The sequence below is a fragment of the Gemmiger formicilis genome, from assembly GCF_900167555.1.
Classification (GTDB): Bacteria; Bacillota; Clostridia; order Oscillospirales; family Ruminococcaceae; genus Gemmiger; species Gemmiger formicilis.
Genome location: NZ_FUYF01000005.1, coordinates 97,412 through 122,583 on the forward strand (window position 1 = coordinate 97,412; position 25,172 = coordinate 122,583).

Genomic DNA, 25,172 nt, shown 5'->3' on the forward strand with positions numbered 1-25,172 from the left:
CGGATGAGCGGGCGGATATGGAATCCGCCCCTACGGCGTGGGGGCGATGCTCGTCATCGCCCCGGAAGCGCCTGGGCTGCCGGAAGCTAACGGGTCGCAGATGTGCGGTCCCTGCAACGCTGCAAGACAAGCAAAAACGCTCCGGGCGGTATGGAACATTTTCCATACCGCCCGGAGCGTCATTTATTATTATAGGGTTCAGCGCAGCACCAGCTGCCCGTTCCCATCCGCATCCACGGTCAGGGTGTCCCCTGCCGTGTGGGCGCCGCCGATGATCTCCTTCGCGATCATCGTTTCCACATGGGACTGGATGTACCGCTTCAAGGGGCGGGCACCGTAGATCGGGTCATAGCCGCCGTCGATGATGGCGTTCTTGGCCGCGTCGGTGACCACCAGTTTCAGCTGTTTGTCCTCCAGACGTTTGCGCAGGTCGGCCAGCATCAGGTCAACGATGGAGCCGATTTCGGTCTTGGTCAGGCTCTTGTAGTAGACAATGTCGTCCAGACGGTTCAGGAACTCGGGGCGGAACTGGCGCTTGAGCAGCTGGTCAATGGCGTTTCTGGCCTCGTCGGACAGCTCGTTGCTGCCGTTGGCGCGGCTCTTTTCCAGATCCTCCAGAATCAGGTCGGAGCCCAGGTTCGACGTCAGGATGATGACGGTGTTCTTGAAGTCCACCGTGCGGCCCTGGCTGTCGGTAATGCGGCCATCGTCCAGCACCTGCAGCAGGATGTTGAACACGTCCGGGTGGGCCTTTTCGACCTCATCGAACAGCACAACGCTGTAGGGGTGGCGGCGCACGGCCTCGGTCAGCTGGCCGCCCTCCTCATAGCCGACGTATCCCGGAGGCGCACCGATCAGACGCGAGACGCTGAATTTCTCCATATACTCGGTCATGTCGATACGGACCATGTTCTTCTCGTCGTCAAACAGGGCCTGCGCCAGCGCCTTGGCCAGCTCGGTCTTGCCGACGCCCGTGGGGCCGAGGAACAGGAAGCTGCCGATGGGGCGGTTCGGGTTCGCGATGCCGGCGCGGGAGCGCAGGATAGCGTCCGAGACCTTCTGCACGGCCTCGTCCTGGCCGATGACCCGCTGATGCAGCGTGTCCGGCAGGCGGAGCAGCTTCTCGCGTTCGCCTTCGACGAGCTTGGAGACCGGGATGCCGGTCCAGCGGGCGACGATGTTCGCAATTTCTTCTTCCGTTACGCGGTCACGAAGCAGACTGGATTCTTTCTTGGCTTCGGCCAGCTTTTCTTCTTCCTCCAACTGCTTTTGCAGGGTGGGCAGCTTGCCGTATTGCAGCTCACCGGCCTTGGCGTAGTCGCCGGTGCGGGTCGCCTTTTCGATCTCGGCCTTGGTGGATTCCACCTCGGCGCGCAGGCTCTGCACCTTGTTCACGGCGTTCTTCTCGTTCTCCCACTGCGCCTTCTTGCTGTTGAAGCTGTCGCGCAGCTCGGCCATCTCCTTTTCCAGCGTGGCCAAACGCTGCTTGGACAGCTCGTCGGTCTCTTTCTTTAAAGAGGCCTCCTCGATTTGCAGCTGGGTGATGCGGTGGTTCATCTCGTCCAACTCGGCGGGCATCGAATCCAGCTCGGTCTTGACCATAGCGCAAGCCTCATCGACGAGGTCGATGGCCTTATCAGGCAGGAAGCGATCCGTGATGTAGCGGTCCGACAGCGTCGCGGCAGCGATCAGGGCGGCGTCCTGAATCTTGACGCCGTGGTAGACTTCGTAGCGCTCCTTCAGACCGCGCAGGATCGAGATGGTGTCCTCGACAGTCGGTTCATTGACCATGACCGGCTGGAAACGGCGCTCCAGCGCGGGGTCCTTCTCGATATACTCGCGGTACTCGTCCAGCGTGGTCGCGCCGATGCAGTGCAGCTCGCCGCGGGCCAGCATGGGCTTGAGCAGGTTGCCCGCGTCCATCGCACCGTCGGTCTTGCCTGCGCCGACAATGGTGTGCAGCTCATCGATGAAGAGGATGATCTTGCCCTCGGACTTCTTGACCTCGTTGAGGACGCTCTTCAAGCGTTCCTCAAACTCGCCGCGGTATTTGGCACCTGCGACCAGCGCACCCATGTCCAGACTGAACACGGTATGATCCTTCAGGTTTTCGGGCACATCTCCGCTTTCGATCCGCTGCGCCAGCCCCTCGGCGATGGCGGTCTTACCGACACCGGCCTCACCGATCAGCACGGGGTTGTTCTTGCGTTTGCGGGACAGGATACGGATGACATTGCGAATTTCCGTATCGCGTCCAATCACAGGGTCAAGTTTATGCGCCTTTGCCATCTCGACAAGGTCCTGACCGTACTTTTTCAGGGCATTGTAGGTGTCCTCCGGGTTATCACTCGTTACCCTCTGATTGCCACGCACCGTACTCAGCTGCTTCATAAATTTCTCGGTTGTGATGCCGAAAGTCTTGAAGATTTCACTGGCAGCCTTTCCGGGCCGCTGCAAAATACCGAGGAATACATGCTCTACGCTGATGTATTCATCCTTCATCTGCTTGGCCTGCTGCTCGGCGGCGTTGAGGGCGCGGTCCAGATCGTTGGAGATGTAAATTTTCTCCGGGTCACGGCCAGAGCCGGTCACGCGGGGCAGCGCCTCGACCTTCTGCAAGGCCGCCTGGGCAAAGGCATTGGCGTCAATGCCGAGGGTCTGCAGCAGCTGCGGGATAAGCCCGTCCTGCTGCTGGGCAAGGGCGGCCAGCAGATGCTCCTGCTCCACCGCGTTGTTGGAATATTCCACCGCGATGCGCTGTGCAGCCTGCAAAGCCTCACGGGTTTTCTGTGTCATTTGTTCGATGTTCATAGTGCGTACCTCCTTTAGTGCAGATAGCGCATTGTTCTGGCAGTCTCGCATGTAAAGTGCTTGGATTTTGCAGCTCAAGAATCTGCTTTCGCAAATTCTGTGTGTTCGTTTTTCTTTAGCACTCTATCCGCTAGATTGCTAATATTGTAGCACATTCACATACTATGTCAATAGGAAAATTGCAAACAAATTGTGAATTTGCAGGAAAAATCATTGGTAAAAGTTGGAGAAGCAGTCAGAGGGGAGCTGATAGTTAGATATTTTTCAAAATATCTATTGACAGCGGCAGGTGCATAGGAGTATAGTAAAGGCATAGGCAGTTAGACGTTTATCTAATTGTTTATCAGGAAAGGAGTTGTTCTGTTTGGGAGATGCTTTCAAGGCGCTGGCCGACCCGACGCGGCGGCGCATTTTAGAACTGCTGGCACAGGGCGATCTGACCGCCGGGGAGATCGCCGCACATTTTGATATGACAAAGCCGTCCGTCAGCCACCATCTGAACATTTTAAAAAGTGCGGCGCTTATTACCGATGAGCGCCGCGGCCAGAACATTGTGTACAGTGTGAATCTGACCGTATTTCAGGAATTGATGAAGTGGTTTTATGACTGCGGACTTGTAAAGGGAGACGATAGCAATGAAAAAGAATAAACTGTTCTGGATTTTAACCGTGGTCTGCGTGCTGAATTTTGCCGCGCACCTGTACTTCTACCCCTCCCTGCCGGACATTGTGCCCACCCACTGGGGAGCCAACGGGCAGGTCAATGGCTGGGGGCCGAAATCCACGGTTTTGATTTTGGCCGCGCTGCCGTTTGCGATGTTGATTTTGTTTGAGGTCATCCGCAAAATCGACCCCAAACACCAGAATTTTGAGAAGTTCGGCAAGGTATGGAACCTGTTCGTAGTGCTGTTCACCGTGATGATGGCCGCGTTCAGCTGGCTGAGTGAGCTGGCCGTCTTCGGCAAGCTGCCGGACAGCAGCAACCTCGTCAGCATTCTGGTCTGCGGCGGCATCGGCGTATTGTTCATCATCCTGGGCAATTTTATGCCGCAGATCAAGCAGAATTATACCTTCGGCTGCCGCACGCCTTGGGCGCTGAACGACGAGCACAACTGGCAGCGCACCCAGCGCATGGGCGGGTACACCTTTGTCGTTATGGGCATTGTCCTGTTGGTGCTCGCCTTCCTGGGCGGCCTGCTGGGCGACATTGCTACGCTGATCGTGCTGCTGGCCGCCGTTCTTGGCGGCAGCGCGTGGATTTATTTGTATTCGTATCTGGTGTATGTGGGGAAGATGAAGTGATTTCTAAAAACGCCGTGTAGGGGCCGGGCACGCCCGGCCCGCGGCTTTCCCGCAAAAGGGCGTTTCCCGTCAGGTTGCGGGCCGCATATATGCGGCCCCTACAGCCTGCTTAAAGTGGAGGTGAATTTTATGTGGTTTTGGTGGTTTATGTTACTATGTGATATGCTAGTTCCCATTGTTATGGTTATTGTAGGAAGAATGATGTGGAAACACTGCCCAAAGCATATAAATAGTCTGGTTGGGTATAGGACAACTCGCTCCATGAAAAATATGGACACTTGGAAATTTGCCCACGACTACTGCGGAAAACTTTGGTGGAAAGTAGGATGGGTAACGACTATAGCATCCGCTTTGATACATATTCCGTTATACCATAGTGATGAGAATACGATTGGAATTGCAGGGCTGATTCTTGTGGCAATTCAATGTTTTATTATGGTTGCATCAATTTACCCGACAGAGAAAGCCTTGAAAAAGCATTTTAATGACGACGGAACGCGTAAATAACTCCCCGTTTGCATGGGCGGTATAGATGCTGCCCGGAGAATGTTGCAGCTATGGGCAGGTGCACGGGAGGGATGAATCCCTCCCCTACCAACGACATGAACGAGAGTCCGTAGGGCGGCCAGACCTCTGGCCGCCGCGGAGGGGTCAAGACCCCTCCCTACAAAGCCAACCAGAAAAGGGGCACAGCCGTCAGGTTGCGGGCCGGGCATGCCCGGCCCCTACATCCTGCTTTATGGTTCGCAGAAAATCAAATAGCAAACAGCCCGTGCTTCGATTGGGAAGCACGGGCTGTTGTTATGTCTTATTCAATTCCTTTTCAATAAACTCCGGGCCCTTATTTATACAGCTCGACCAGATTCAGCAAAATCTCGACGCCCTGATCCATCTTCTCGGCGGTGATGCACTCGCAGGGGCCGTGGAAGTTAAAGCCGCCGGTGCCGAGGTTCGGGCAGGGCAGGCCCATATAGCTCAGGGTCGCGCCGTCGGTGCCGCCGCGGACCGGGGTCTCGATGGGCGCAAGGCCCGCTGCGCGGATGGCCTTGCGGGCGTTCTCGACCAGATGGAAGTGGGGCTGAATTTTCTCCAACATATTATAATAGCTGTCCTTGATGTCCAGCTCCACCGTGCCCGCGCCGTAGCGGTCATTCAGGCAGGCGGCAATATGCTGCATCTGGGCCTTGCGGGCGGCAAACTTGGCGGCATCGTGGTCGCGCACGATGTAGCCCAGGTGCGCGGTGGTCACGTCACCCTGCATACTCGTCAGGTGGAAGAAGCCCTCACGGCCCTCGGTGTGCTCGGGGCGGGAGAAGGCGGGCAGCGCGGCGTGAAACTCCATGGCCACGTTCTGCGCATTGATCATCGAGTTCTTGGCGCTGCCGGGGTGGACGCTGAAGCCGTGCACGGTCACGACGGCAGCGGCGGCATTGAAGTTCTCATAGCTGATCTCGCCGACGTCCTCGCCGTCAACGGTGTAGGCATAGGCCGCGCCGAAGCCCTCGACGTCAAACAGGCTCGCGCCCTCGCCGATCTCCTCATCGGGGGTGAAGCCGATGCAGAGCTTGCCGTGGGGGCGATTTTCGGCGATGATGCGCTCCAGCGCGGTCATGATTTCGGCCACACCGGCCTTATCGTCCGCGCCCAGCAGCGTCGAGCCGTCGGTGGTGATGAGGGTCTGGCCCTTCATCTCGCGCAGGAACGGGAACACCTTGGGGTCCAGCACCGCGCCGGTGGCGGGCAGCGTGACAGCCTCGCCGTCGTAGTTTTCGTGGATCTGCGGCCGGACGTTCTCACCGCTGGCGTCGTCCGCCGTGTCCATGTGGGCGATAAGGCCCAGCGGCGCGGCGCTCTCCTGCCCCGGGGTGGCGGGCAGCGTGGCGTAGACATAGCAGTGCTCGTCCACATGGGCATCGGCCAGGCCCAGTTCCTTCAGCTCCTCAACGAGGATCTTCGCCAGGTCAAACTGGCGCAGCGTGCTGGGGTGGGTGCCGCTGTTGGGGTCAGAGGTCGTGTGGACCTTTACATATTTTAAAAGACATTCGTAGGCGCGCATGGGCGTGTCCTCCTTGTAAAAAGCATTTTGCTGTGATTTCTTAGCCATTATACCACAAAAAACAGCAATTTCCAACCCTGTGCCCTTTTCAAGCAGCGATTTTTGTGCTAAAATGAATGAGATTATAAAGGATCACTGTGCCTTTTGCGCAGCTAATTATAAGGAGGATATTATGGCAGACAGCATTTTTAAGGATAAGACTCTTCTCATCACCGGCGGCACGGGCAGCTTCGGGCATACAGTGCTCAAGCATTTTCTGTCCACCGACATTGGCGAGATCCGCATCTTCTCCCGCGATGAAAAAAAGCAGGACGATATGCGCCATGAGCTGCAGGCCAACCACCCGCAGTATGCCGGCAAGGTCAAGTTCTACATCGGCGACGTGCGCAACCCGCAGTCCATCCGGGATGCCATGCCCGGCGTCAACTACATCTTCCACGCGGCAGCGCTGAAACAGGTGCCCTCCTGCGAGTTCTTCCCGATGCAGGCCGTGCAGACGAACATCATCGGCACGGACAACGTCCTGCACGCCGCCATTGACGCGGGCGTGGAGCGCGTCGTCTGCCTGTCCACCGACAAGGCCGCCTATCCCATCAACGCCATGGGCATCTCCAAGGCGATGATGGAGCACGTCATCTTTGCCAACGCCCGCGTGGCCGCCGAGCGCGGCGGCACGACGATCTGCTGCACCCGCTACGGCAACGTCATGTGCAGCCGCGGCAGCGTCATTCCGCTGTTCATTGACCAGATCCGCGCCGGCAACCCCATCACGATCACCGACCCCAATATGACCCGCTTCCTGATGAATCTGGACGAGGCCGTTGACCTGGTCATGTTCGCGTTTGAGCATGCAAACCCGGGCGATTTGTTCATCCAGAAGTCCGACGCCTCCACCATCGGCGACCTGGCCAAGGCCGTGCAGCAGCTGTTCGGCGACACCGGCACGAACATTATCGGCACCCGCCACGGCGAGAAGCTGTTCGAGACCCTGATGACCCGCGAGGAGCGCCTGCGCAGTGAGGACATGGGCGGTTACTACCGCGTGGCCGCCGATAACCGCGACCTGAACTACGACAAGTTCGTCGTCAAGGGTGAGGTCCACACGATGGCCGACGACTCCTACACGAGCCACAACACGCACCGTCTGGACGTGGAGGGCACGGTTAAGAAAATTTTGACCACCGACTATGTCCGGAACGCCCTGAAAGAGATGGAGGCCGAAAAGGCATGAAAATCCTTGTGACCGGCGCTAAGGGCTTTGTGGGGCGCAATCTCTGCGAGAACCTGAAGGCTGTCCGCGACGGCAAGAACCGTACCCGCCCCGCCTTGCAGATCGAGGACGTGTTTGAGTATGACCTTGACACGCCCCCCGCAGAACTGGACCACTTTTGTGCACAAGCCGATTTTGTGTTCAATTTAGCGGGTGTCAACCGTCCCAAAAATAACGACGAGTTCATGCAGGGCAACTTCGGCTTCGCCTCTACCCTGCTGGACACGCTCAAATCTCACGCCAACCGCTGCCCGGTCATGCTGTCCAGCTCGATCCAGGCGACGCTGATCGGCCGCTACGGCGAGAGCGACTACGGAAAGAGCAAGCTGGCCGGTGAGGAGCTGTTCTTCACCTACGGGCAGGAGACCGGCGCGCCGGTGCTGGTCTACCGCTTCCCGAATCTGTTCGGCAAGTGGTGCCGCCCCAACTACAACAGCGCCGTGGCGACCTTCTGCAATAACACCGCCAACGACCTGCCCATCACGGTCAATGACCGCGCCACCGAGCTGGAGCTATTGTACATTGACGACCTGGTGGAGGAAATGCTCGACGCGCTGGAGGGTAAGCCTCACCGCTGCGATTACGACGGTCTGACGCCGGTTTTCCATGACAGTGGGCGCTACTGTGCCGCGCCGGTGACCCACAAAGTCACACTGGGCGAAATTGTGGACCTGCTGGAAAGGTTCAAGGCTCAGCCCGCAACGCTCGTACTGCCGGAGATTCCGGCGGGCAGCTTTGCAAAAAAGCTGTACTCGACGTATCTGTCCTATCTGCCCAAAGAGAAGGTCATCTTTGACCTGAAAAAGAATGAGGACGCCCGCGGCAGCTTTACCGAGCTGCTCAAAACCGAGAGCTGCGGCCAGTTCAGCGTCAACGTCTCGAAGCCCGGCATCACAAAGGGTCAGCACTGGCACAACACGAAGTGGGAGTTTTTCATCGTGGTTTCGGGCCACGGTCTGATTCAGGAGCGCCGCGTCGGCAGCGGCGAGGTGCTGGAATTTGAGGTGACCGGCGACAAGCCCCAGGCCATCCACATGCTGCCGGGGTACACCCACAACATCATCAATTTGAGCGAGACCGAGAACCTCGTCACCCTGATGTGGGCGAACGAGCAGTTCGACCCGGCCCACCCGGATACATTCTTTGAAAAGGTGTAAAACGGGCGCATTGTAGGGGCGAGCAGTGCTCGCCCGTGCCCGTGTGCGGCAGCGGCAAAGTTCCCGGGCAGATATGGAATCCGCCCCTGCGATGTAGGGGTCGATGCTCGTCATCGACCCGGAAGTTTGCCCCGGTCGTAACGTTTCTGCGGGCGAACGATGTTCGCCCCTACATCCCCTGCACATAGTAGCTACTAAGGAGAAAAGTATGTCTGACTACAGCAGCATTTCCTTTAAAAACAACGGCAAGCTGAAATTGCTCATCATCGTCGGCACCCGCCCGGAGATCATCCGCCTGGCCGCCGTCATCAACAAGACCCGCAAATATTTTGATGTTATCCTGGCCCACACCGGCCAGAACTACGACTACAACCTGAACGGCGTGTTCTTCCACGACCTGCAGCTGGCCGACCCCGAGGTCTATATGAACGCCGTCGGCGCGGATCTGGGCGAGACGATGGGCAACATCATCTCGGAGAGCTACAAGCTCATGGCCGCCATCCAGCCCGACGCCGTGCTGGTGCTGGGCGACACGAACAGCTGCCTGTCCGTCATCGGTGCGAAGCGGCTGCACATCCCCATCTTCCACATGGAGGCCGGCAACCGCTGCAAGGACGAGTGCCTGCCCGAGGAGACGAACCGCCGCATCGTGGACATCATCTCCGATGTGAACATGGCCTACTCCGAGCATGCCCGCCGTTATCTGGCCGACACCGGCCTGCCGAAGGAGCGTACCTACGTGACCGGCTCCCCGATGGCCGAGGTGCTGCACCAGAATCTGGAAAAAATCGAGGCGTCCGACATTCACCAGCGTCTGGGTCTCGAGAAGGGCAAGTACATTCTGCTGTCTGCCCACCGCGAGGAGAACATCGACACCGAGAAGAACTTTACCTCGTTGTTCACCGCCATCAACAAGATGGCGGAAAAGTACGATATGCCGATCCTCTACTCCTGCCATCCGCGCAGCCGCAAGCGTCTGGAGCAGAGCGGCTTTAAGCTCGACAAGCGCGTCATTCAGCATGAGCCTCTGGGCTTCCATGACTACAACTGCCTGCAGATGAACGCCTTCTGCGTCGTGTCCGACTCCGGCACGCTGCCCGAGGAAAGCAGCTTCTTCACGAGCGTCGGCCATCCGTTCCCGGCGGTCTGCATCCGCACCTCCACCGAGCGCCCCGAGGCGCTGGACAAGGCCTGCTTCATTCTGGCGGGCATCGACGGCGACCACCTGCTGCAGGCCGTGGACGTGGCTGTGGAGATGAACCGTAACGGCGACCTCGGCCTGCCCGTGCCCAACTACGTGGACGAGAATGTCTCCGACAAGGTCGTCAAGATCATCCAGAGCTACACCGGTGTTGTCAACAAGATGGTGTGGCGCAAATACTAAGCGACAGGAACACGATATATTATGCGCATACTGGTAGTGACCCAGCATTTCTGGCCGGAAAATTTCCGCATCAACGATATTGTCGAAGGCTTCGTGCAGGACGGTCTCTCCGTGGACGTGCTCTGCGGTCTGCCCAACTACCCGAAGGGCGAATGGTTCGACGGCTACAGCGCCGACGGCCCGTTTGAGGAAGTCTACAAGGGTGCGCGGGTGTTCCGTGCGCGGGAGATCCCCCGCAAGGGCAACACCGGCAAGACGATTTTTTTGAACTACGTCAGCTGGCCGCTCTACGCGGCGGGGGCGTTAAAGCGTCTGCCCGGCGGGTACGATGCGGTGTTCTGCTTCAACACCAGTCCCGTGCTGATGTGCTGGCCTGCCATCCGGTATGCAAAAAAGCACCATATACCGTTTACGAATTACGTCCTTGACCTCTGGCCGGAGAATCTGTACAGCGTGCTGCCGGTCAAAAACAGGTTTATGCGCTGGGTCGCGCAGTCGGTCAGCGACAGCCTGTACAGGCGCTGTGACCGGCTGATCGCCATGAGCGGGCCGCTGCAAGAGCGGCTGTGCGCCCGCACCGGCAAGAGCACGGCGGACGTGGCGGTCATTCCGCAGTACTGCGAGGATTTCTATGCCGTGCCGCAGCATGACGCGGCGCTGGAGGCACAGTTTGCGGGGCGGTTCAACATAGTGTTCACCGGCACGTTCACCCCGGCGCAAAGCCTGGACATGGTGATCCGTGCCGTGCTGGACGCCCGCGCCGCCGGGGCGGAGCACCTGCATCTTCTTCTGGTCGGCGACGGCATGAGCCGCGAGGCTTTGCAGAAACAGGCTGCCGACCTGCACGCCGGGGACGCCGTGACGTTTTACGGCAGTGTGCCCGCCGCTGATGTGCCCCGGTTTACGGCGCTGGCCGACGCGCTGCTGATCTCGCTTTCCGACTCACCCGATCTGGGACTGACCGTTCCCGGCAAGCTGGCCAGCTACATGGCCGCGGCCAAGCCGGTGCTGGCCTCGATGAACGGCGCGGGCTATGCGGCAGTCCTGGAGAGCGGCGGCGGACTTGTCAGCCCGGCCTGCGACCAAAAGGCGCTGGCGGACAATATGCTGGCGCTGTACCGCATGGCCGACGCCGAGCGGGCCGCACTGGGCGCGAAGGCAAAGGCGTATTACACCGCCCACTACCGCCGTGCCGAGCTGCTGAAGCGGCTGGAGGAGTTTACGGTCAAAGGCGTTTGAGCGGAACCGCGTTGCAGGGGCGAGCATTGCTCGCCCGCAGCCGTGTGCAGCAGCGGCAGGTTCCCCGGGCGGATATGGAATCCGCCCCTACGTTTCCTTTTGCAAATCGCTCTGCGGTTTTCTCCCTGCCTCCCTCTGGGAGGGAGGTGGCCCCGCAGGGCCGGAGGGAGAGAACCTTGCCACGGCCCGAAATGTTTCGGATAACCGCAAGGTTCTCTCCCCCACCGCCTGCGGGCGGAGCCCTTCGGGCCCGAGCCCCTCTGTCGCTACGCGACATCTCCCCACGCAGTGGGGAGTCACCCTCCCAGAGGGGGCCAAGGGCGCCGTCCCCGTTTCCAAAATGCTACACTACCCAAATTGAGAGGTACACCCCTTTGGATAAAAAAGTTCTTGTTATCATCCCGTGCTACAATGAGGAGGATAACATCGTCAATACGGTGGAAAATCTGCGCGCAGAATGCCCGGAGGTGGATTTTCTCGTCGTGAACGACTGCTCTACCGACAGCAGCGCCGAGCTGCTTCGCAGGCATCATTACCCGTTCCTGGACCTGCCGGTCAATCTGGGCATCGGCGGCAACGTGCAGTGCGGCTACCTGTACGCCGTGCGCAACGGCTACGATGTGGCCGTGCAGATGGACGGCGACGGTCAGCACGACCCCGCCTACCTGATGGAGATCGTGCAGCCCGTGCTGGACGGCGAATGCGATATGTGCATCGGCAGCCGCTTTGTCAAAAAAGAGGGCTTCCAGACCAGCTTTATGCGCCGGGTCGGCATCCGGTTCTTGAGCGGGCTGATTTTCCTGCTGTCCGGGCATAGGGTGCTGGACGTGACCAGCGGCTTCCGCGCGACCAATGCGCGGATGACCGCCTATTTTGCCCGGCACTACGCCATCGACTACCCGGAGCCAGAGGCCGCGCTGGCCGCGATTTTGGCGGGCTTCAAGGTGGCCGAGGCCCCCGTCATCATGCGGGAGCGGCAGGGCGGCGTGTCCAGCATCCACAGCTTCAAGAGCGTCTACTACATGATCAAGGTCTCGCTGGCGCTCATCATTGACCGTCTGTCCATCCGCAAAAGCAAGGGGGGCCGCGCATGACCGCACAATTACAGCTGTTTATGATTCTGGGCGCGGTGGTGCTGCTGCTCATCATCTTTGCGTTTTTGAAGCGCGGGCTGATGAGCGTCAAGTACAGTCTGCTCTGGCTTGCGCTGGCCGTCGGGCTGGTCATTGCGGCGGCGTTCCCCTACGTGGTCTACGTGCTGCGCGACCTGTTGGACATTGAGATGCCGGTCAATCTGGTGTTTTTGTTAATGTTCTGCTTTGTGCTGGTGGTACTGCTCTCGCTGAGCATTGCCATCAGCCAGCTGGCCGACAAGTGCAAGCGGCTGACCCAGGCCAACGCTATGCTGGAAAAGCGCGTGCGCGACCTGGAAGAAAAGAAATAATTGCGGAGAATAGGAATCATGACGATAACTTGGGAGCAGGTCCTCGCCTTCCTGTGCGAGGATCAGACCATGGCAATTACCTCGCTGTTGTTCCTCGCCTTTTTTGCGGCAGTGGCACTCATCAACTATGCCCTGCCCCGTGTGCTGCGGCCCTACTTTCTGCTGGCCGCCAGCTACGGCTTCTTCTGCTATGACCCCGTCAACCGCCCGCTGGTCTGGGTGATCGCCGCCGCCACGGTGCTGACCTGGCTGTGCGGCCTGATCATCGGCAAGGTCAGGGCCAAGCCCGTGCGGGTGCTGGCACTGGCTGCGTCGGTGGGGTTCGGCATCGGTATCCTTGTCTACTACAAATACTGGAACCTGCTGGCGGACACGGTGGGCGGCAGCATCCTCTCCCACCGGGAGAATCTGCTGGCCCCGCTGGGGTTGAGCTACTTCACGTTTGCGGCGATGAGCTACACCATCGACGTCTACAAGCGCCGCTGCCGGGTCGAGACAAACCTGCTGCACTACGCGCTGTTTGTCAGCTTCTTCCCCACCCTCATCAACGGGCCTATTGAGCGCTATCCCCAGATGCGCCCGCAGATCCAGAAAAGCCGCCGGTTCAGCTATGGCCGCTGCGCGGGCGGCGCGTTCCGTATGCTGTGGGGCTACACCAAAAAGATGGTCCTTGCCGACAACCTGAGCCACTATGTCTCGCTGGTCTACGGCGATGTCGGCAGCATGAGCGGCCCGAACCTCGTGGCTGCCACGGTGCTGTTTGCCGTGCAGCTGTACATGGACTTTTCCGGCTGCTGCGACATTGCCCTGGGCGCGGCGCGCATTCTGGGCTATGACCTGATCGAGAATTTCCAGTCCCCGTTTGAGGCGCGGACCTTCAACGATTTCTGGCGGCGGTGGCACATCTCGATGACGAGCTGGTTCCGCGACTACGTCTATTTCAGCCTCGGCGGCAGCCGCTGCGCCCCGTGGCGGCACTACTTAAACATCGTCATCGTCTTTGTCTGCTCCGGCCTGTGGCACGGTGCGGACTGGCGGTATCTGGCGTGGGGCCTGTTCACGGGTCTGCTGGCCGCCTTCGGTGTCATGACCGCCAGGGCGCGGCAGAGAATCAACCGCTATAACCCGCTCTACCGCATGGGCTGGTTCAAGGTATTCTGGCAGTGTCTTTTCACCAATGCGCTGTTCTGCCTGACGCTCGTGTTCTTCGCGTCGGCTATCTACAACACCGACCCGTTTGCCGTGTACGGCTCGCTTTTACAGGGCTGGGACGGTCTGACAGGGTCGTGGGCGCAGGTGTCGAATCTCATCTACAGCAGCGGCATTGATGGCCGTTTGCCCGTCGTGCTGCTGTTTGGCTGCTTCGTCGTCTTTGCGGCGGAGCATAAGGGCCGCAGCGTCGCCCGCTGGATCCGCCAGCAGGTCTGGCCGCTGCGTTGGACGCTCTACTACGGCATGGCTGCAGCGATTCTGTTCTTCGCCGCCTTCGGCCAGTCGGCGTTCATCTACCAGCAGTATTGAGAAAGGCGGTGTATCATGGCGAAATCCCCTACCCCGATTCCCGCACCGCCGGTCAAGATCCACCGCGGTGCCCCCGGCAGCGCACCCGCCCGGCAGCGCCGCCGCAGAAAGAAGGTCAACCCGTTCGTGCTGTTCCTGCGCGGGCTGGCGCGGCGGCTCTACTTCGGCATCAAGACGGCGTTCAAGTTCCTGCTGTTTGTGCCGGTGCTGGTGTTCATGGTGGCGTTCAGCTACAATGTGGACCGCAGCGGTCTGTTCCAGGGCGCGCTGGCACCCCGCCGCATCGTCGACTTGATGCTCCAAGGCTACGACGTTACAAACTTCGAGCAGATGGACGAGCGCGAGGTGGTACAGTTATTTGCACAGGATGTGCCCGAGACGCCCGAGGCCATCGGCATCGGCTCGAGCCGTGTTCTGCAGTTCAACCGCGAGAACACCGGCGTCGAGAGCTTCTTCAACATGGGCGTCACCGGCGCGGACGTGCGCGACAACATGACAAGCTACTACAAGATGGTCACCTACGGCAAGGCCCCGAAGGTTCTTTTGTGGAGCATAGACCCGTGGGTGTTCTACGGCAGCGAGGCCGCGTTTGACGCGCGCGCCGACGCCGACCTGTACAACGAGTTTCTGACGAAGGTCCTGAACGTGCCCACCGATTACGAGGAGCCTGACAAGGTCGAGCTGTGGAAGGCGCTGGCCGACCCGGCGTACTTCCAGGGCAACGTAGACTACTACATAAAGAACCGCGGGCAGGCCACCGTCACCGACGACGAGGGCAACACGATAGAGTTTAACCCCGTCGAGGGCGACCCCTACAACCAGACCACGTCGATCAAACGGTCCGACGGCAGCGTTTTGTACGATGTAGCGTTCCGCAATCAGACCGAGGACCAGATCCGCACGCTGGCCGCCGAAGCCTGTATGAGCTTTAACAGCGTACACATGGAGGGCTTTGACGAGCTGAGCCAGACTCAGATCCAGGCGTTCGACTCCTTCGTCAGATACGCCCAGTCGCAGGGCACAACGGTCATTCTTGTGCTGTCGCCGTGGCACCCGTATCTGTACGGCTACCTGCTGACCGAGCCGGAGAACCACAAGGGCTTCTTCCAGGTGGAAAACTGGCTGCGGCAGTACTGTGCCGACAACAACGTGCCGATTTACGGCAGCTACGACCCCGCGTGCATTGAAGGCTTGCAGGAGACAGACTTCTTTGACGGTCTGCACTGCGGCGGCACCGGCATTGCCCGGTTCTTCCCCGGCATCCCCCAGGCCCTGAGCGACCTGCAGAACGGCACACTGGCCAATCCGCTGGACGTACACCCCCGTACCAGCCTGGAGGACCCCAACGCACAGCCCGCCGAGGGCGAGACCCCCGACGGTGAAGTAACCCAACAGGAGGGATAACTATGGCATTCATTGAGATCGGTTTCAACACAAAGCGCCCGCTGATCCTGGGCCGCGGCGGCTTTGGCACCCAGCTGAACGACTGGCTGATGGACGAGGGCTGGGGCAGCGCGGACTTTCTGGACGACAACGCCCCCGACGCCGTGGGCGGCCTGCGGGATTACGTTGACCCTGCGATTTTGAAGCGCGGACGCCCCGCCTTTGTGGCGCTGGGCGACAACAAGCTGCGCGTCGAGCTGCTGCAAAAGCTGGCAGCAGCGGGCTACAGCACGCCGGTTTTTATCAGTGACGCCGCCTCTGTCAGCCCCAGCGCCGTGCTGGAGCCGGGCTGCATCATCCTGCCGCAGGCGTATGTCGGTGCGGACGCCCATCTGGGCGTGGGCTGCATCGTCAACGCGGGAGCCATCGTAGACCACAACGCCCATCTGGGCCGCGGCGTGCATGTGGCTCCGGGCGGCATCGTCAAGGCCAGCGCAGAGGTCGCCGAATTCGGCAAGGTCGATTCCGGCGAGATCGTGCGCTCCCCGTGGGAGAACCAATAATGCCCCAGCGCCGCGATTATATTGACGAGCTGAAGGGTCTTGGCATCCTGCTGGTTGTGCTCGGCCATTTTATCGAGCAGTACCGCATGGGGTATTCCTTCGTCAGTGCGTCGTTTTTCTGCATCTATGCGTTCCACATGGCACTGTTCTGCATCTGCAGCGGGCTGGTAGCACGGTTCAACCCACGCAAGCTGGTCACACAGCAGCTGTGGCTGTACCTTGTGGGGCAGACGCTGATGCTGGCGTTCCGTGCCGCCGTTCTGCGGGAAAATTTTGCCGAGACGGGCGGCCTGCTGGCCGCGTGGCTGCTGCCGTGGCGGCATATATGGTATCTGTACGCGCTGATTTTCTGGCATCTGACACTGCCGGTCCTGTGTCGGCTGCGGGACAGGCTGGGGCTGGCCGGTTCCTGCCTTGGCATGGCGCTGGCCGTGGGGCTGGCGCTGACTGCCGGGCTGGTGGACTGGCCCTTCACGCTGGTGCGGGTATTTGCATTCTACCCGTTTTATGCGTGCGGGGTGCTGCTCCGCCCGCAGCTGGACAGGCTGGCCGCGTTTGCGGCGGAGCACCGCCCGGTGCGTCTTGTGGCTGCGGCGGGGCTGGTGCTTGGCTATGGAGTGTATTTTCTCTGGGTGCTGCGGGCTGACCCGATCATGGACCACAGCGCGGAGCTGTTCCACGATGTGAGCTATGCGGGCGGCGACAGGGTGCAGTACCGGGTCGTGTTCTACCTCGTGGGCATCGCGACCACGGCGGCGCTGACTGTGCTGGCCAGCCGTCGGCATCTGCTGGCCGGGCTGGGGCGGCACACGCTGGCGATCTATCTGCTGCATCTGCCGGTGCAGGCGCTGCTGGTCGAGCTGGGTCTGTACGACCTTATGCGCGGGAAGGCGACGATTGTCGTTGTGCTTTGGTCCGTGCTGCTGGCTGCGGTGACGCTGGCCGTGCTGAACCTTAGCCCGGTGCAGCGGGCGTGTGACGCGGTGGCGAATTGCTGGTACAAACGAAAATAACCTCTGCAGGCGGCAGTCTCTTGAAAAAGGGACTGCCGCTTTTGTCTATTCTACACAAAAATGCGGGTGGGATTTCTGCTTGACATTCCCACTACATTGCAATACAATATAGTCAGAGAACATGGTAATGCAAGGTAGTCAGAGGAGGTGAGCCGGTGTTTGACCAGGCACAGCTGCGCAAGGGCACGCTGGAAGGCTGCATTTTAAAGATCATTGACCGGGAACCGACCTACGGCTATGCCATTGCCACCACCCTGCGGGACAGCGGCTTTGCCGACCTGACCGAGGGCACACTCTATCCCCTGCTGCTGCGGCTCGAGCGCAAGGGGCTGATTGCCGCCGAGTACCGCGCGGGTTCCGGCGGGCCGAGCCGCAAGTATTACCGCCTGACCCCCGACGGGGTGCAGTACCTTAACGAATTTACGGAGGCATGGCAGAACGCCAGCGACACTGTGAACCGCATTTTGCACGACAAGGAGGGCTGAACCATGAAAACAATGCGCAACGAATACCGCGACTTGAAAAAAGAGAACGACCTGATTTTTTCAACGCTGGCAGAGTACGACCGGGATACCATCACGGAAATCATCAGCGTGGTGGACAACACACGCGGCATCGGGTACGAGATCGAGCTGATTCGCAAGGACCTGATCGCCATGGCGGCACAGGCCGAGGCCCGGCGCGACTATCTGCCGTCGGTCATCGGGGACGTAGAGGTTTTTAAGCGGAATCTGCTGGCAAGCATGCCCAGACCCAAGCTGGCGGATTACATGGCAGACAGCCTTGTGTGGCTGTGCACCTTTGCGTTGGTTTCCACCGCGACCTATACGGTGATGGGGCGGGCGTGGGACTGCTATTACGACGCGGTCTGGCTTGTGCTCTGCATTGCCATTATGATGCCCAGTGCGTGGCTGCTGCAGCGCATTGTCCCCGCCGAGTGGGCGGCCTCCACCGAAAAAGGTGTGCGGTACGGCGCCATTACAGCCGCCATGATGCTTTTGTGGTTCGTGGTGTTTTGGTTCGTCGACAAATGGATCACGCCGCTGCTGCCCACGGTGGGCCTGCCCAACCTTGCGGCAGTCATCCTGTTCGGCGCGGCACTGGCAGCGCTGCTTATCTGGCGCAACCATCGCCGCAACGAGCTTGCCGAAAAACGGCCCTGGCGGGATGTGATGGAGAACTAAAAGCGTCCCCCGATGGTGCGGAACCATCGGGGGACGCTTTGCCTTCCCCTGCGGGGGAAGGTGGCCAAACGCAGTGAGGTCGGATGAGGGGCGAGCTTTCCGCAATTGCCCATAAACGGGTTGCTGCGGGAAGGTCGCCCCTCATCAGTCACCTACGGTGACAGCTTCAGTCTACGCGCCAAGTGCCGCCTACGGCGGTTGCGCTTCGACACGCGCCTGCGGGCGCAGCCCCGCGGGGGAAGCCTTTTAAATATGCTCCAAAATCTTGTTGCCCATCTCGGTGCAGCCTACCCTGGTGCAGCCGGGAGCCATCATGTCAGCGGTGCGGTAGCCCTCGTCGAGAACAGCGTTGACAGCCGCCTCGATCTCGTCGGCCTCGGCGAGCATATCGAAGCTGTAGCGCAGCATCATAGCCGCGGAGAGGATGCAGGCAATCGGGTTGACGACGTCCTGCCCGGCAATATCGGGCGCAGAGCCGTGGATCGGCTCATACAGGCCGCAGGTGCCCTCGCCCAGCGAGGAGGACGGCACCATGCCGATGCTGCCGGTGATCTCACTGGCCTCGTCGGAGAGAATGTCGCCGAACATATTTTCCGTCACAATGACGTCAAACTGCGCAGGGTTCTTGCAGATCTGCATGGCGCAGTTGTCCACGAACATCTCGCTGTACTCGACCTCGGGGTACTCGGCCTGCAGACGGTGCATGACGGCGCGCCACAGGCGGCTGGTGTCCAGCACGTTGGCCTTATCCACACAGGTCAGTTTTTTGCGGCGCTTCATCGCCGTCTCAAAGCCGATGCGGCCAATGCGCTCGATCTCATGCTCGGAGTAGGGCATCGTGTCGATGGCGACCTTCTCGCCGTTCTGCTCGATGGTCTTATGCTCGCCGAAGTAGACGCCGCCGATCAGCTCACGCACAACGATGAAGTCAATGCCTTGGTCCACGATGGACTTTTTCAGCGGGGAGGCGTCCGCCAGCTGCGGCCAGATCTTGGCCGGGCGGTTGTTGGCGTAGAGGCCCATGCCCGCGCGCAGGCGCAGCAGCCCCTTCTCGGGGCGCTGGTCGCCGGGCAGGCCCTCCCACTTGGGGCCGCCGATGGCACCGAGCAGGACGCTGTCAGAGCTTTTGCACTTTTCCAGCTCCGACGCGGGGAGCGGGTCGCCAAACCTGTCGATGGCCTCGCCGCCCATGTAGGCGCGGGTGTAGGTGAAGGTGTGGCCATGCCTGGCCGCGATCTTATCCAGGACGCGCACCGCCTGGGTCACGATCTCGGGGCTGGAGCAGTCGCCGTAGATCAGAGTGATGTTTTTGTTCATGGGTGTCTCCTCTCTCTCTTGGCTCCCTCTGCGAGGGAGCTGTCGCCGCGGCGACTGAGGGAGAGAGCCTTACCGTTAGCTGCTGCTTGCGGGAAGTTCTCTCCCCCACCGCCTGCGGGCGGAGCCCCCTCGCAGAGGGGGCCAAGGGGTCATTTCAAGCTGTTCATCAGGCCGCCCTTGGCGATGATGTTCTGGATGAACGGCGGGAACGGGGCGGCCTGGAAGGTCTGGCCCGTCGTCTCGTCGGTGATGACGCCGGTGTCGAAGTCGATGCTGACCGTGTCGCCCTCAGCAATTGCCTCACTGGCGGCGGGGCACTCCAGAATCGGCAGACCGATGTTAATGGCATTGCGGTAGAAGATGCGGGCAAAGCTCTTGGCGATGACGCAGCTGATGCCGGATGCCTTGATGGCGACGGGCGCGTGCTCACGGGAGGAGCCGCAGCCGAAGTTCTCGCCGCCGACCATGATGTCACCGGCCTTGACGCGGGTGACAAACGTCTTGTCGATGTCCTCCATGCAGTGGCTGGCAAGCTCGGCCTCGCTCTGGGTGTTCAGGTAGCGGGCCGGGATGATGACGTCGGTGTCAATGTTGTCGCCGTATTTGAAAACAGGACCTTTTGCGTTCATAGCTCAAACCTCCCTCGGGTCAGTGATGTAGCCGGTCAGTGCGCTGGCCGCCGCGGTGGCGGGGCTGGCGAGGTAGACCTCGGAATCCACATGGCCCATGCGGCCCACGAAGTTGCGGTTGGTGGTGGAGACGCAGCGCTCCCCCGCCGCCAGAATGCCCATGTAGCCGCCCAGGCAGGGGCCGCAGGTGGGCGTCGAGACGATGCAGCCCGCGTCGATGAACGCCTCGGTGTAGCCGCGCAGGATGCACTCCTTGTAGACGGCCATCGTGGCGGGGATGATGATGCCGCGCACGCCCTTAGCAATGTGTCTGCCCTTCAGAATCTCGTAGGCGGCCTCCATGTCCTCAATGCGTCCGTTCGTGCAGGAGCCGATGACGATCTGGTCGATCTTGATGTCTTTGCCCTCTTTCGCAAGGTGGGTGTTCTCCGGCAGGTGCGGGTAGCTGACCGTCGGCTCGAGCGCGTCAAGGTCGATGACGATGCTGCGCTCATACTCGGCGTCGGGGTCGGCCTCGTACTTGACCCACGGGCGCTGGCTGCGGCCCTTCAAATATGCCTCGGTGATTTCATCCACCGGGAAGATGCCGTTCTTGGCACCGGCCTCGATGGCCATATTGCAGATGCAGAGGCGGTCCTCCATCGTCAGGGACTTCACACCGTCACCGACGAATTCCAGGCTCTTGTACAGTGCGCCGGAAACGCCGATCTCACCGATCAGATGCAGAATGACGTCCTTGCCTGTGACAGGCTTGTGCAGCTGACCCTTGAGTTCGACCTTGATGGCGGCGGGGACCTTGAACCAGGCCATGCCCTTTGCCATACCGGCGGCCATATCCGTGGAGCCGACGCCGGTGGAGAATGCGCCCACTGCGCCGTAAGTGCAGGTGTGGCTGTCCGCGCCGATGATGCAGTCGCCCGCGGTCACGATGCCCTTTTCGGGCAGGAGCGCGTGCTCAACGCCCATCTGGCCAACATCGTAGAAGTTGAGGATGTCGTACTTGTCTGCGAACTCGCGGCACTGCTTGGACTGGGTCGCGCTCTTGATGTCCTTGTTGGGGACAAAGTGGTCGAGCACGATGTTGACGCGGGTCTTGTCAAAGACGGAATCAAAGCCCGCCTTGTTGAACTCATTGATGGCCACCGGGGTCGTAATATCGTTGCCGAGCACGATGTCGAGCCTGGCGTTGATGAGCTGGCCCGCCGTAACGGCTGCTTCCCCGCAGTGGGCCGCTAAAATTTTCTGGGTCATGGTCATGCCCATGGTCGTGTACCTCCGTTTTGTTGGGATAAGGGCGGTTGTTTAAATAATAAAGAATAAATAAGAAATAATAAATATGGTGGAGTTTTTGCCCTTATGGGCAAAAACAAATTTCGTAGGGGCGGATTCCATATCCGCCCGTGGCAGTGTCCGCAGTTGAGCGGGCGCATATAGAATGCGCCCCTACGGGAGTCTTTGTTTGAGCGGAGCGCAGCGACGCGGTCCACAAAATTTATTATTTATTATTTCTTATTTTTTATTTGCCTGTCTGCTCACTTATTGTTAATAGCGCTGACTAAAGCCTTAATGCCCGCCACGATAATATCGGTGTGGGTACCGCAGCCCCAGGTCTCCTCGCCGGAGGCCCATTTCAGGCCGACGTAGGAGCAGGCGCGGGAGTTCGTGTCGGAATCCAGGGCGTGCTCACTGTAGTGTACGAGCGTAAAGTGCATCCCGGTCTGCTGCTCGATGGCCGTGGCAACGGCATCCAGGCGGCCATTGCCGGTGGCCGTGCACTTGACCGTGCTGCCGCCGCCGGTGACGACGACATTTGCCGTAATGCTGCCGTCCGAATTCTGGATGAAGTGCGCGTCCGGCACATTGAGCGGCTGGGTGTGGTTGAGGTAGCTGTTCTCAAAGACGCCCAGCACCTCTTTCACGCTCAGTTCGCGGTGCTCGTGGTCGCTGACGTCCTTGACGCGGTAGCCGAGGTCCTCGCGCATCTTCGGCGGCGGATTGTAGCCGTAGTTCTGCTGCAGCAGGAAGCCGATGCCGCCCTTGCCGCTCTGGGAGTTGATGCGGATGACGTCGGCATCGTAGGTACGGCCAATGTCATGCGGGTCAATGGGGATGTACGGGCAGGTCCACTGGTGGAGCTGCTTTTCTTTGCGCCAGGTCATGCCCTTGGCGATGGCGTCCTGATGGCTGCCGCTGAACGCCGCGAACACCAGTGCGCCCGCATAGGGCGTGCGCTCATAGACGTGCATCCGGGTCACGCGCTCATAGACCTCGCAGATGGCGGGCATATTGCTGAAATCGAGATGCGGGTCTACACCGTGGCTGTACATGTTCATGGCCAGCGTAATGGCATCGACATTGCCGGTGCGCTCGCCGTTGCCGAACAGGCAGCACTCGATGCGCTGGGCACCGGCCAGGACGGCCAGCTCGGCGTCGGCAACGCCGCAGCCGCGGTCATTGTGCGGATGGGTAGACAAAATAACGCTGTCACGATATTTCAGGTGTTTGGAGCACCACTCGATCTGGTTGGCGTAGATGTGCGGCATGCTCATCTCCACCGTGACCGGCAGGTTGATGATCATGGGGCGGTCCGGCGTGGGCTGCATGACGTCGAGGACGGCGTTGCAGACCTCGACAGCGTATTCCGGCTCGGTGCCGGTGAAGCTCTCGGGGCTGTACTCGAACAGGAAGTTGCCCTCGTACTCCTCGCTCAGCTGCTTGACGAGCTTGGCACCATCGACGGCGATCTTTTTGATCTCCTCCTTCGACTTTTTGAATACCTGCTCACGCTGGGCGACGCTGGTGGAGTTGTAGAAGTGGATGATGGCACGGGGCGCACCCTTGACGGCCTCAAATGTCTTGCGGATGATGTGGTCGCGGCACTGGGTCAGGACCTGCACGGTCACGTCCTGCGGGATGCGGTTGCCGTCGATCAGGGTGCGCAGGAACTCATACTCGGTCTCGCTGGCAGCGGGGAAGCCGACCTCGATCTCCTTGAAGCCGATTTTGACCAGCATATCGTAAAATTCGAGCTTTTCCTCCAGGCTCATCGGCACGATGAGGCTCTGGTTGCCGTCGCGCAGGTCCACGCTGCACCAGGCCGGAGCCTGCTCGATATGGTCCTTCTGGGGCCACTCATAGACATGGCCGGGCTCTACCGGCGGCGGATAATACCCTACACTGTACTTGGTTGCGTCCATCATAATAAAACTGCCTCCTTCAAAGCGTTCGGTTCGCGCTTTGAAGGAGGCATACATAAAACCGTCCCCCAAAGGCGAAAGACCTTTGAGAGACGGGAGCAAGATCAACGTTGCTGTACCCGCGGTACCACTCTCATTGCTGTAAAACAGCCGCTCTGTACGATCAGCCACCGGGCGAATCGCGCCTGCATGATAACGGTCAGGTTCCGTCCGCGCCTACCTGTCAGCGCGGCTGCTCCGGGGCCAGTATACAGCGCCTGCCATACCGCCTTGCACCGTCCGGCGGCTCTCTGTAACGGGATGAGTGCTGCTTTCTCCCCTTCACTGCATTTGGAATGGTTTTATTTTAGCGGATTTTTGGGGGAATGTCAAGAGATTTTTGCTGTTTTTTCAAGGATGTGTTTTGGTTGGAGCAACAATGTTTGTAGGGGGCGGCGTCCTCGACGCCCCGCGGGCGCATATAGAATGCGCCCCTACTTTTCTTTTTTTATTATGTATGCTATAATGTTTTCACTTGATTTGAAAGGATTCATCTATGCTTTACCATAAATACAAGCCGCTGGCGTCGCGCGTCTACTGCACGGGGCTGGCGCTGTTGCTGGTGCTGAGCGAGGTTTTCAGCTCCAACGTACAGGATACGCTGCCGGGTTTCAGCCGCATCATGCGGCTGGGGCTGACCGGGTGCGCCGTGCTGCTTCTGGCCGGGAAAATTATCCTGCTGACCGGGTACGAGGCCCGCTGGCAGAAGGTGCTGATTGCCGTTGTGCTGGTCTACACGGCGTTTTCGTCGTGGTATGGCGGCGATTTGTGGTTCTTTTTGGCCGCACTTGTCGGGCTGGGGGCCAAGGATGTGGATTGGGAGACCGCCCTGCGCGTCTATCTCGTCACGGCGGTGGCCGGGCTGGTGCTGGTGCAAGCGCTACACTTTGCCACGCCGCAGATGCCCTACAAATTCTACTGCCGCAACTGGGATTTCGGCTACGGCCACTACAACGGCTTTGGCGCGCGGCTTGTCGGCGTGTTTTTTGCCTGGGCGTGGCTGCGGCATGACCGGCTGCGTGCCTTTGACTGGGCGGGGCTGGCCGCGCTGGCGATCTTCACCTACAAGGTTCCCGGCAGCCGGGGGGCATTCGGCGGCATGGCGGTGCTGTTTGTGCTGTTCTTTGTCCAAAAATTTCTGCCGAAGTTGTTCGACAGCAGGATATTTTACGGGCTTGCCTTCGCGCTGCCCGTCGCGCTGGCAGTGTTCAGCCTCTACGCCGGGTATGTCTACAACCCCGAGTGGCCCTATGAGCGGATGGCGCTGCTGCTGTTGAGCATTGCGTTGTCGGGGCGTTTTGAGATCTGGCACAACGTATTCTGGAGCGCGCCGCTTTCTTTATGGGGCGGCCTGCCCACCGATGGTGACGAGCACCACGCCATCGACAACACCTTTTTGGCCGTGCCTATGAACAAGGGGCTGCTGGGCGCGATCCTGGTTGCAGCGGTCTTTCTGCTGCTGCTGTGGCGGCTGGCAAAAAAGCATCGCTCCACCGAGGTCATCTGCCTGGTAGCGCTGACGCTGTATCTCTTTATGGAGAATAAGCCGTTTTTGCTCTCCGCCAACCCGTTTTTGCTGATGCTGCCGGTGGTGTTTTTTAACGCAGAGACCGGCAAAGCACAATCCGAATCGTAAAAAAGCCGCCGACCGGTTTTGTCCGGTC

The 25,172-nt window shown here is 59.8% G+C and carries 22 protein-coding genes and 1 other annotated feature; of the genes, 16 read left to right on the top strand and 6 right to left on the bottom strand.

Features of this window, described 5'->3' with window-relative positions; genetic code table 11:
* Positions 1-198: 198 nt before the first annotated feature.
* Positions 199-2,811 carry an ATP-dependent chaperone ClpB gene (gene clpB / locus B5D32_RS06185; RefSeq protein WP_078784209.1) on the bottom strand — a complete coding sequence of 871 codons (2,613 nt, stop codon included), beginning with the start codon at positions 2,809-2,811 and terminating at the stop codon, positions 199-201.
* Between the two features lie 364 nt (positions 2,812-3,175).
* Here clpB and B5D32_RS06190 point away from each other — a divergent pair, with 364 nt between their 5' ends.
* The 3 genes from B5D32_RS06190 (at position 3,176) to B5D32_RS06200 (ending at position 4,619) form a co-directional block, all read left to right on the top strand.
* Positions 3,176-3,460: an autorepressor SdpR family transcription factor gene (locus B5D32_RS06190; protein ID WP_078784210.1), complete on the top strand. Its 285-nt coding sequence runs from the start codon at positions 3,176-3,178 to the stop codon at positions 3,458-3,460.
* On the top strand, positions 3,447-4,112 hold the full coding sequence (locus tag B5D32_RS06195) for an SdpI family protein (RefSeq protein ID WP_078784211.1): 666 nt from the start codon (positions 3,447-3,449) through the stop codon (positions 4,110-4,112). The genes B5D32_RS06190 and B5D32_RS06195 overlap by 14 nt, the downstream gene beginning before the upstream one ends.
* Positions 4,113-4,313: 201 nt before the next feature.
* On the top strand, positions 4,314-4,619 hold the full coding sequence (locus tag B5D32_RS06200) for an SdpI family protein (protein WP_338108538.1): 306 nt from the start codon (positions 4,314-4,316) through the stop codon (positions 4,617-4,619).
* Between the two features lie 334 nt (positions 4,620-4,953).
* On the opposite strand, the gene pepT is transcribed toward B5D32_RS06200, so the two are convergent.
* Positions 4,954-6,168, bottom strand: a complete 1,215-nt coding sequence (gene pepT / locus B5D32_RS06205) for a peptidase T (protein WP_078784213.1) — start codon at positions 6,166-6,168, stop codon at positions 4,954-4,956.
* 172 nt (positions 6,169-6,340) lie between these two features.
* On the opposite strand from pepT, the gene B5D32_RS06210 reads away from it, so the two are divergent.
* The 12 genes from B5D32_RS06210 to B5D32_RS06265 all read left to right on the top strand — a co-directional run bounded on the left by B5D32_RS06210 (position 6,341) and on the right by B5D32_RS06265 (position 18,326).
* Positions 6,341-7,399: a polysaccharide biosynthesis protein gene (locus B5D32_RS06210; protein WP_078784214.1), complete on the top strand. Its 1,059-nt coding sequence runs from the start codon at positions 6,341-6,343 to the stop codon at positions 7,397-7,399.
* Positions 7,396-8,595 (top strand): capsular polysaccharide biosynthesis protein CapF, encoded by a 1,200-nt coding sequence (locus tag B5D32_RS06215; protein WP_078784215.1) that lies wholly within the window; start codon positions 7,396-7,398, stop codon positions 8,593-8,595. The genes B5D32_RS06210 and B5D32_RS06215 overlap by 4 nt, the downstream gene beginning before the upstream one ends.
* Positions 8,596-8,803: 208 nt before the next feature.
* Positions 8,804-9,979, top strand: a complete 1,176-nt coding sequence (gene wecB / locus B5D32_RS06220; RefSeq protein ID WP_078784216.1) for a non-hydrolyzing UDP-N-acetylglucosamine 2-epimerase — start codon at positions 8,804-8,806, stop codon at positions 9,977-9,979.
* A 21-nt stretch (positions 9,980-10,000) separates the two neighbouring features.
* Positions 10,001-11,218, top strand: a complete 1,218-nt coding sequence (locus B5D32_RS06225) for a glycosyltransferase family 4 protein (RefSeq protein WP_078784217.1) — start codon at positions 10,001-10,003, stop codon at positions 11,216-11,218.
* Between the two features lie 374 nt (positions 11,219-11,592).
* Positions 11,593-12,312 (top strand): glycosyltransferase family 2 protein, encoded by a 720-nt coding sequence (locus B5D32_RS06230; RefSeq protein ID WP_078784218.1) that lies wholly within the window; start codon positions 11,593-11,595, stop codon positions 12,310-12,312.
* Positions 12,309-12,662 (top strand): DUF2304 domain-containing protein, encoded by a 354-nt coding sequence (locus B5D32_RS06235; protein ID WP_078784219.1) that lies wholly within the window; start codon positions 12,309-12,311, stop codon positions 12,660-12,662. Before B5D32_RS06230 ends, B5D32_RS06235 begins: the two co-directional genes overlap by 4 nt.
* An 18-nt stretch (positions 12,663-12,680) precedes the next feature.
* Positions 12,681-14,183: an MBOAT family O-acyltransferase gene (locus B5D32_RS06240; RefSeq protein WP_078784220.1), complete on the top strand. Its 1,503-nt coding sequence runs from the start codon at positions 12,681-12,683 to the stop codon at positions 14,181-14,183.
* Between the two features lie 15 nt (positions 14,184-14,198).
* Positions 14,199-15,587 carry a hypothetical protein gene (locus tag B5D32_RS06245; RefSeq protein ID WP_078784221.1) on the top strand — a complete coding sequence of 463 codons (1,389 nt, stop codon included), beginning with the start codon at positions 14,199-14,201 and terminating at the stop codon, positions 15,585-15,587.
* A gap of 2 nt (positions 15,588-15,589) precedes the next feature.
* The gene (locus tag B5D32_RS06250) at positions 15,590-16,129 is read left to right on the top strand and encodes a PglD-related sugar-binding protein (RefSeq protein ID WP_078784222.1); all 540 of its coding nucleotides are present in this window, start codon (positions 15,590-15,592) and stop codon (positions 16,127-16,129) included.
* A complete protein-coding gene (locus tag B5D32_RS06255) occupies positions 16,129-17,142 on the top strand; it encodes an acyltransferase family protein (RefSeq protein ID WP_078784223.1) in 1,014 nt (337 codons plus the stop codon). Before B5D32_RS06250 ends, B5D32_RS06255 begins: the two co-directional genes overlap by 1 nt.
* A gap of 155 nt (positions 17,143-17,297) precedes the next feature.
* On the top strand, positions 17,298-17,627 hold the full coding sequence (locus B5D32_RS06260) for a PadR family transcriptional regulator (protein WP_078784224.1): 330 nt from the start codon (positions 17,298-17,300) through the stop codon (positions 17,625-17,627).
* Positions 17,628-17,630: 3 nt separating this feature from the next.
* Complete coding sequence (locus tag B5D32_RS06265) at positions 17,631-18,326, top strand: hypothetical protein (RefSeq protein ID WP_078784225.1); 696 nt, start codon at positions 17,631-17,633, stop codon at positions 18,324-18,326.
* 246 nt (positions 18,327-18,572) lie between these two features.
* On the opposite strand, the gene leuB is transcribed toward B5D32_RS06265, so the two are convergent.
* The 4 genes from leuB to B5D32_RS06285 all read right to left on the bottom strand — a co-directional run bounded on the left by leuB (position 18,573) and on the right by B5D32_RS06285 (position 23,472).
* On the bottom strand, positions 18,573-19,643 hold the full coding sequence (leuB, locus tag B5D32_RS06270) for a 3-isopropylmalate dehydrogenase (protein ID WP_078784226.1): 1,071 nt from the start codon (positions 19,641-19,643) through the stop codon (positions 18,573-18,575).
* 149 nt (positions 19,644-19,792) lie between these two features.
* Positions 19,793-20,272 carry a 3-isopropylmalate dehydratase small subunit gene (leuD, locus tag B5D32_RS06275; RefSeq protein WP_078784227.1) on the bottom strand — a complete coding sequence of 160 codons (480 nt, stop codon included), beginning with the start codon at positions 20,270-20,272 and terminating at the stop codon, positions 19,793-19,795.
* A 3-nt stretch (positions 20,273-20,275) separates the two neighbouring features.
* Positions 20,276-21,535: a 3-isopropylmalate dehydratase large subunit gene (leuC, locus tag B5D32_RS06280; protein ID WP_078784228.1), complete on the bottom strand. Its 1,260-nt coding sequence runs from the start codon at positions 21,533-21,535 to the stop codon at positions 20,276-20,278.
* Between the two features lie 269 nt (positions 21,536-21,804).
* Positions 21,805-23,472 (bottom strand): 2-isopropylmalate synthase, encoded by a 1,668-nt coding sequence (locus B5D32_RS06285; protein ID WP_078784229.1) that lies wholly within the window; start codon positions 23,470-23,472, stop codon positions 21,805-21,807.
* 82 nt (positions 23,473-23,554) lie between these two features.
* Positions 23,555-23,803, bottom strand: a binding site (T-box leader).
* A 201-nt stretch (positions 23,804-24,004) separates the two neighbouring features.
* On the opposite strand from B5D32_RS06285, the gene B5D32_RS06290 reads away from it, so the two are divergent.
* Complete coding sequence (locus B5D32_RS06290) at positions 24,005-25,144, top strand: hypothetical protein (RefSeq protein ID WP_078784230.1); 1,140 nt, start codon at positions 24,005-24,007, stop codon at positions 25,142-25,144.
* The last annotated feature ends 28 nt before the right edge of the window (positions 25,145-25,172 follow it).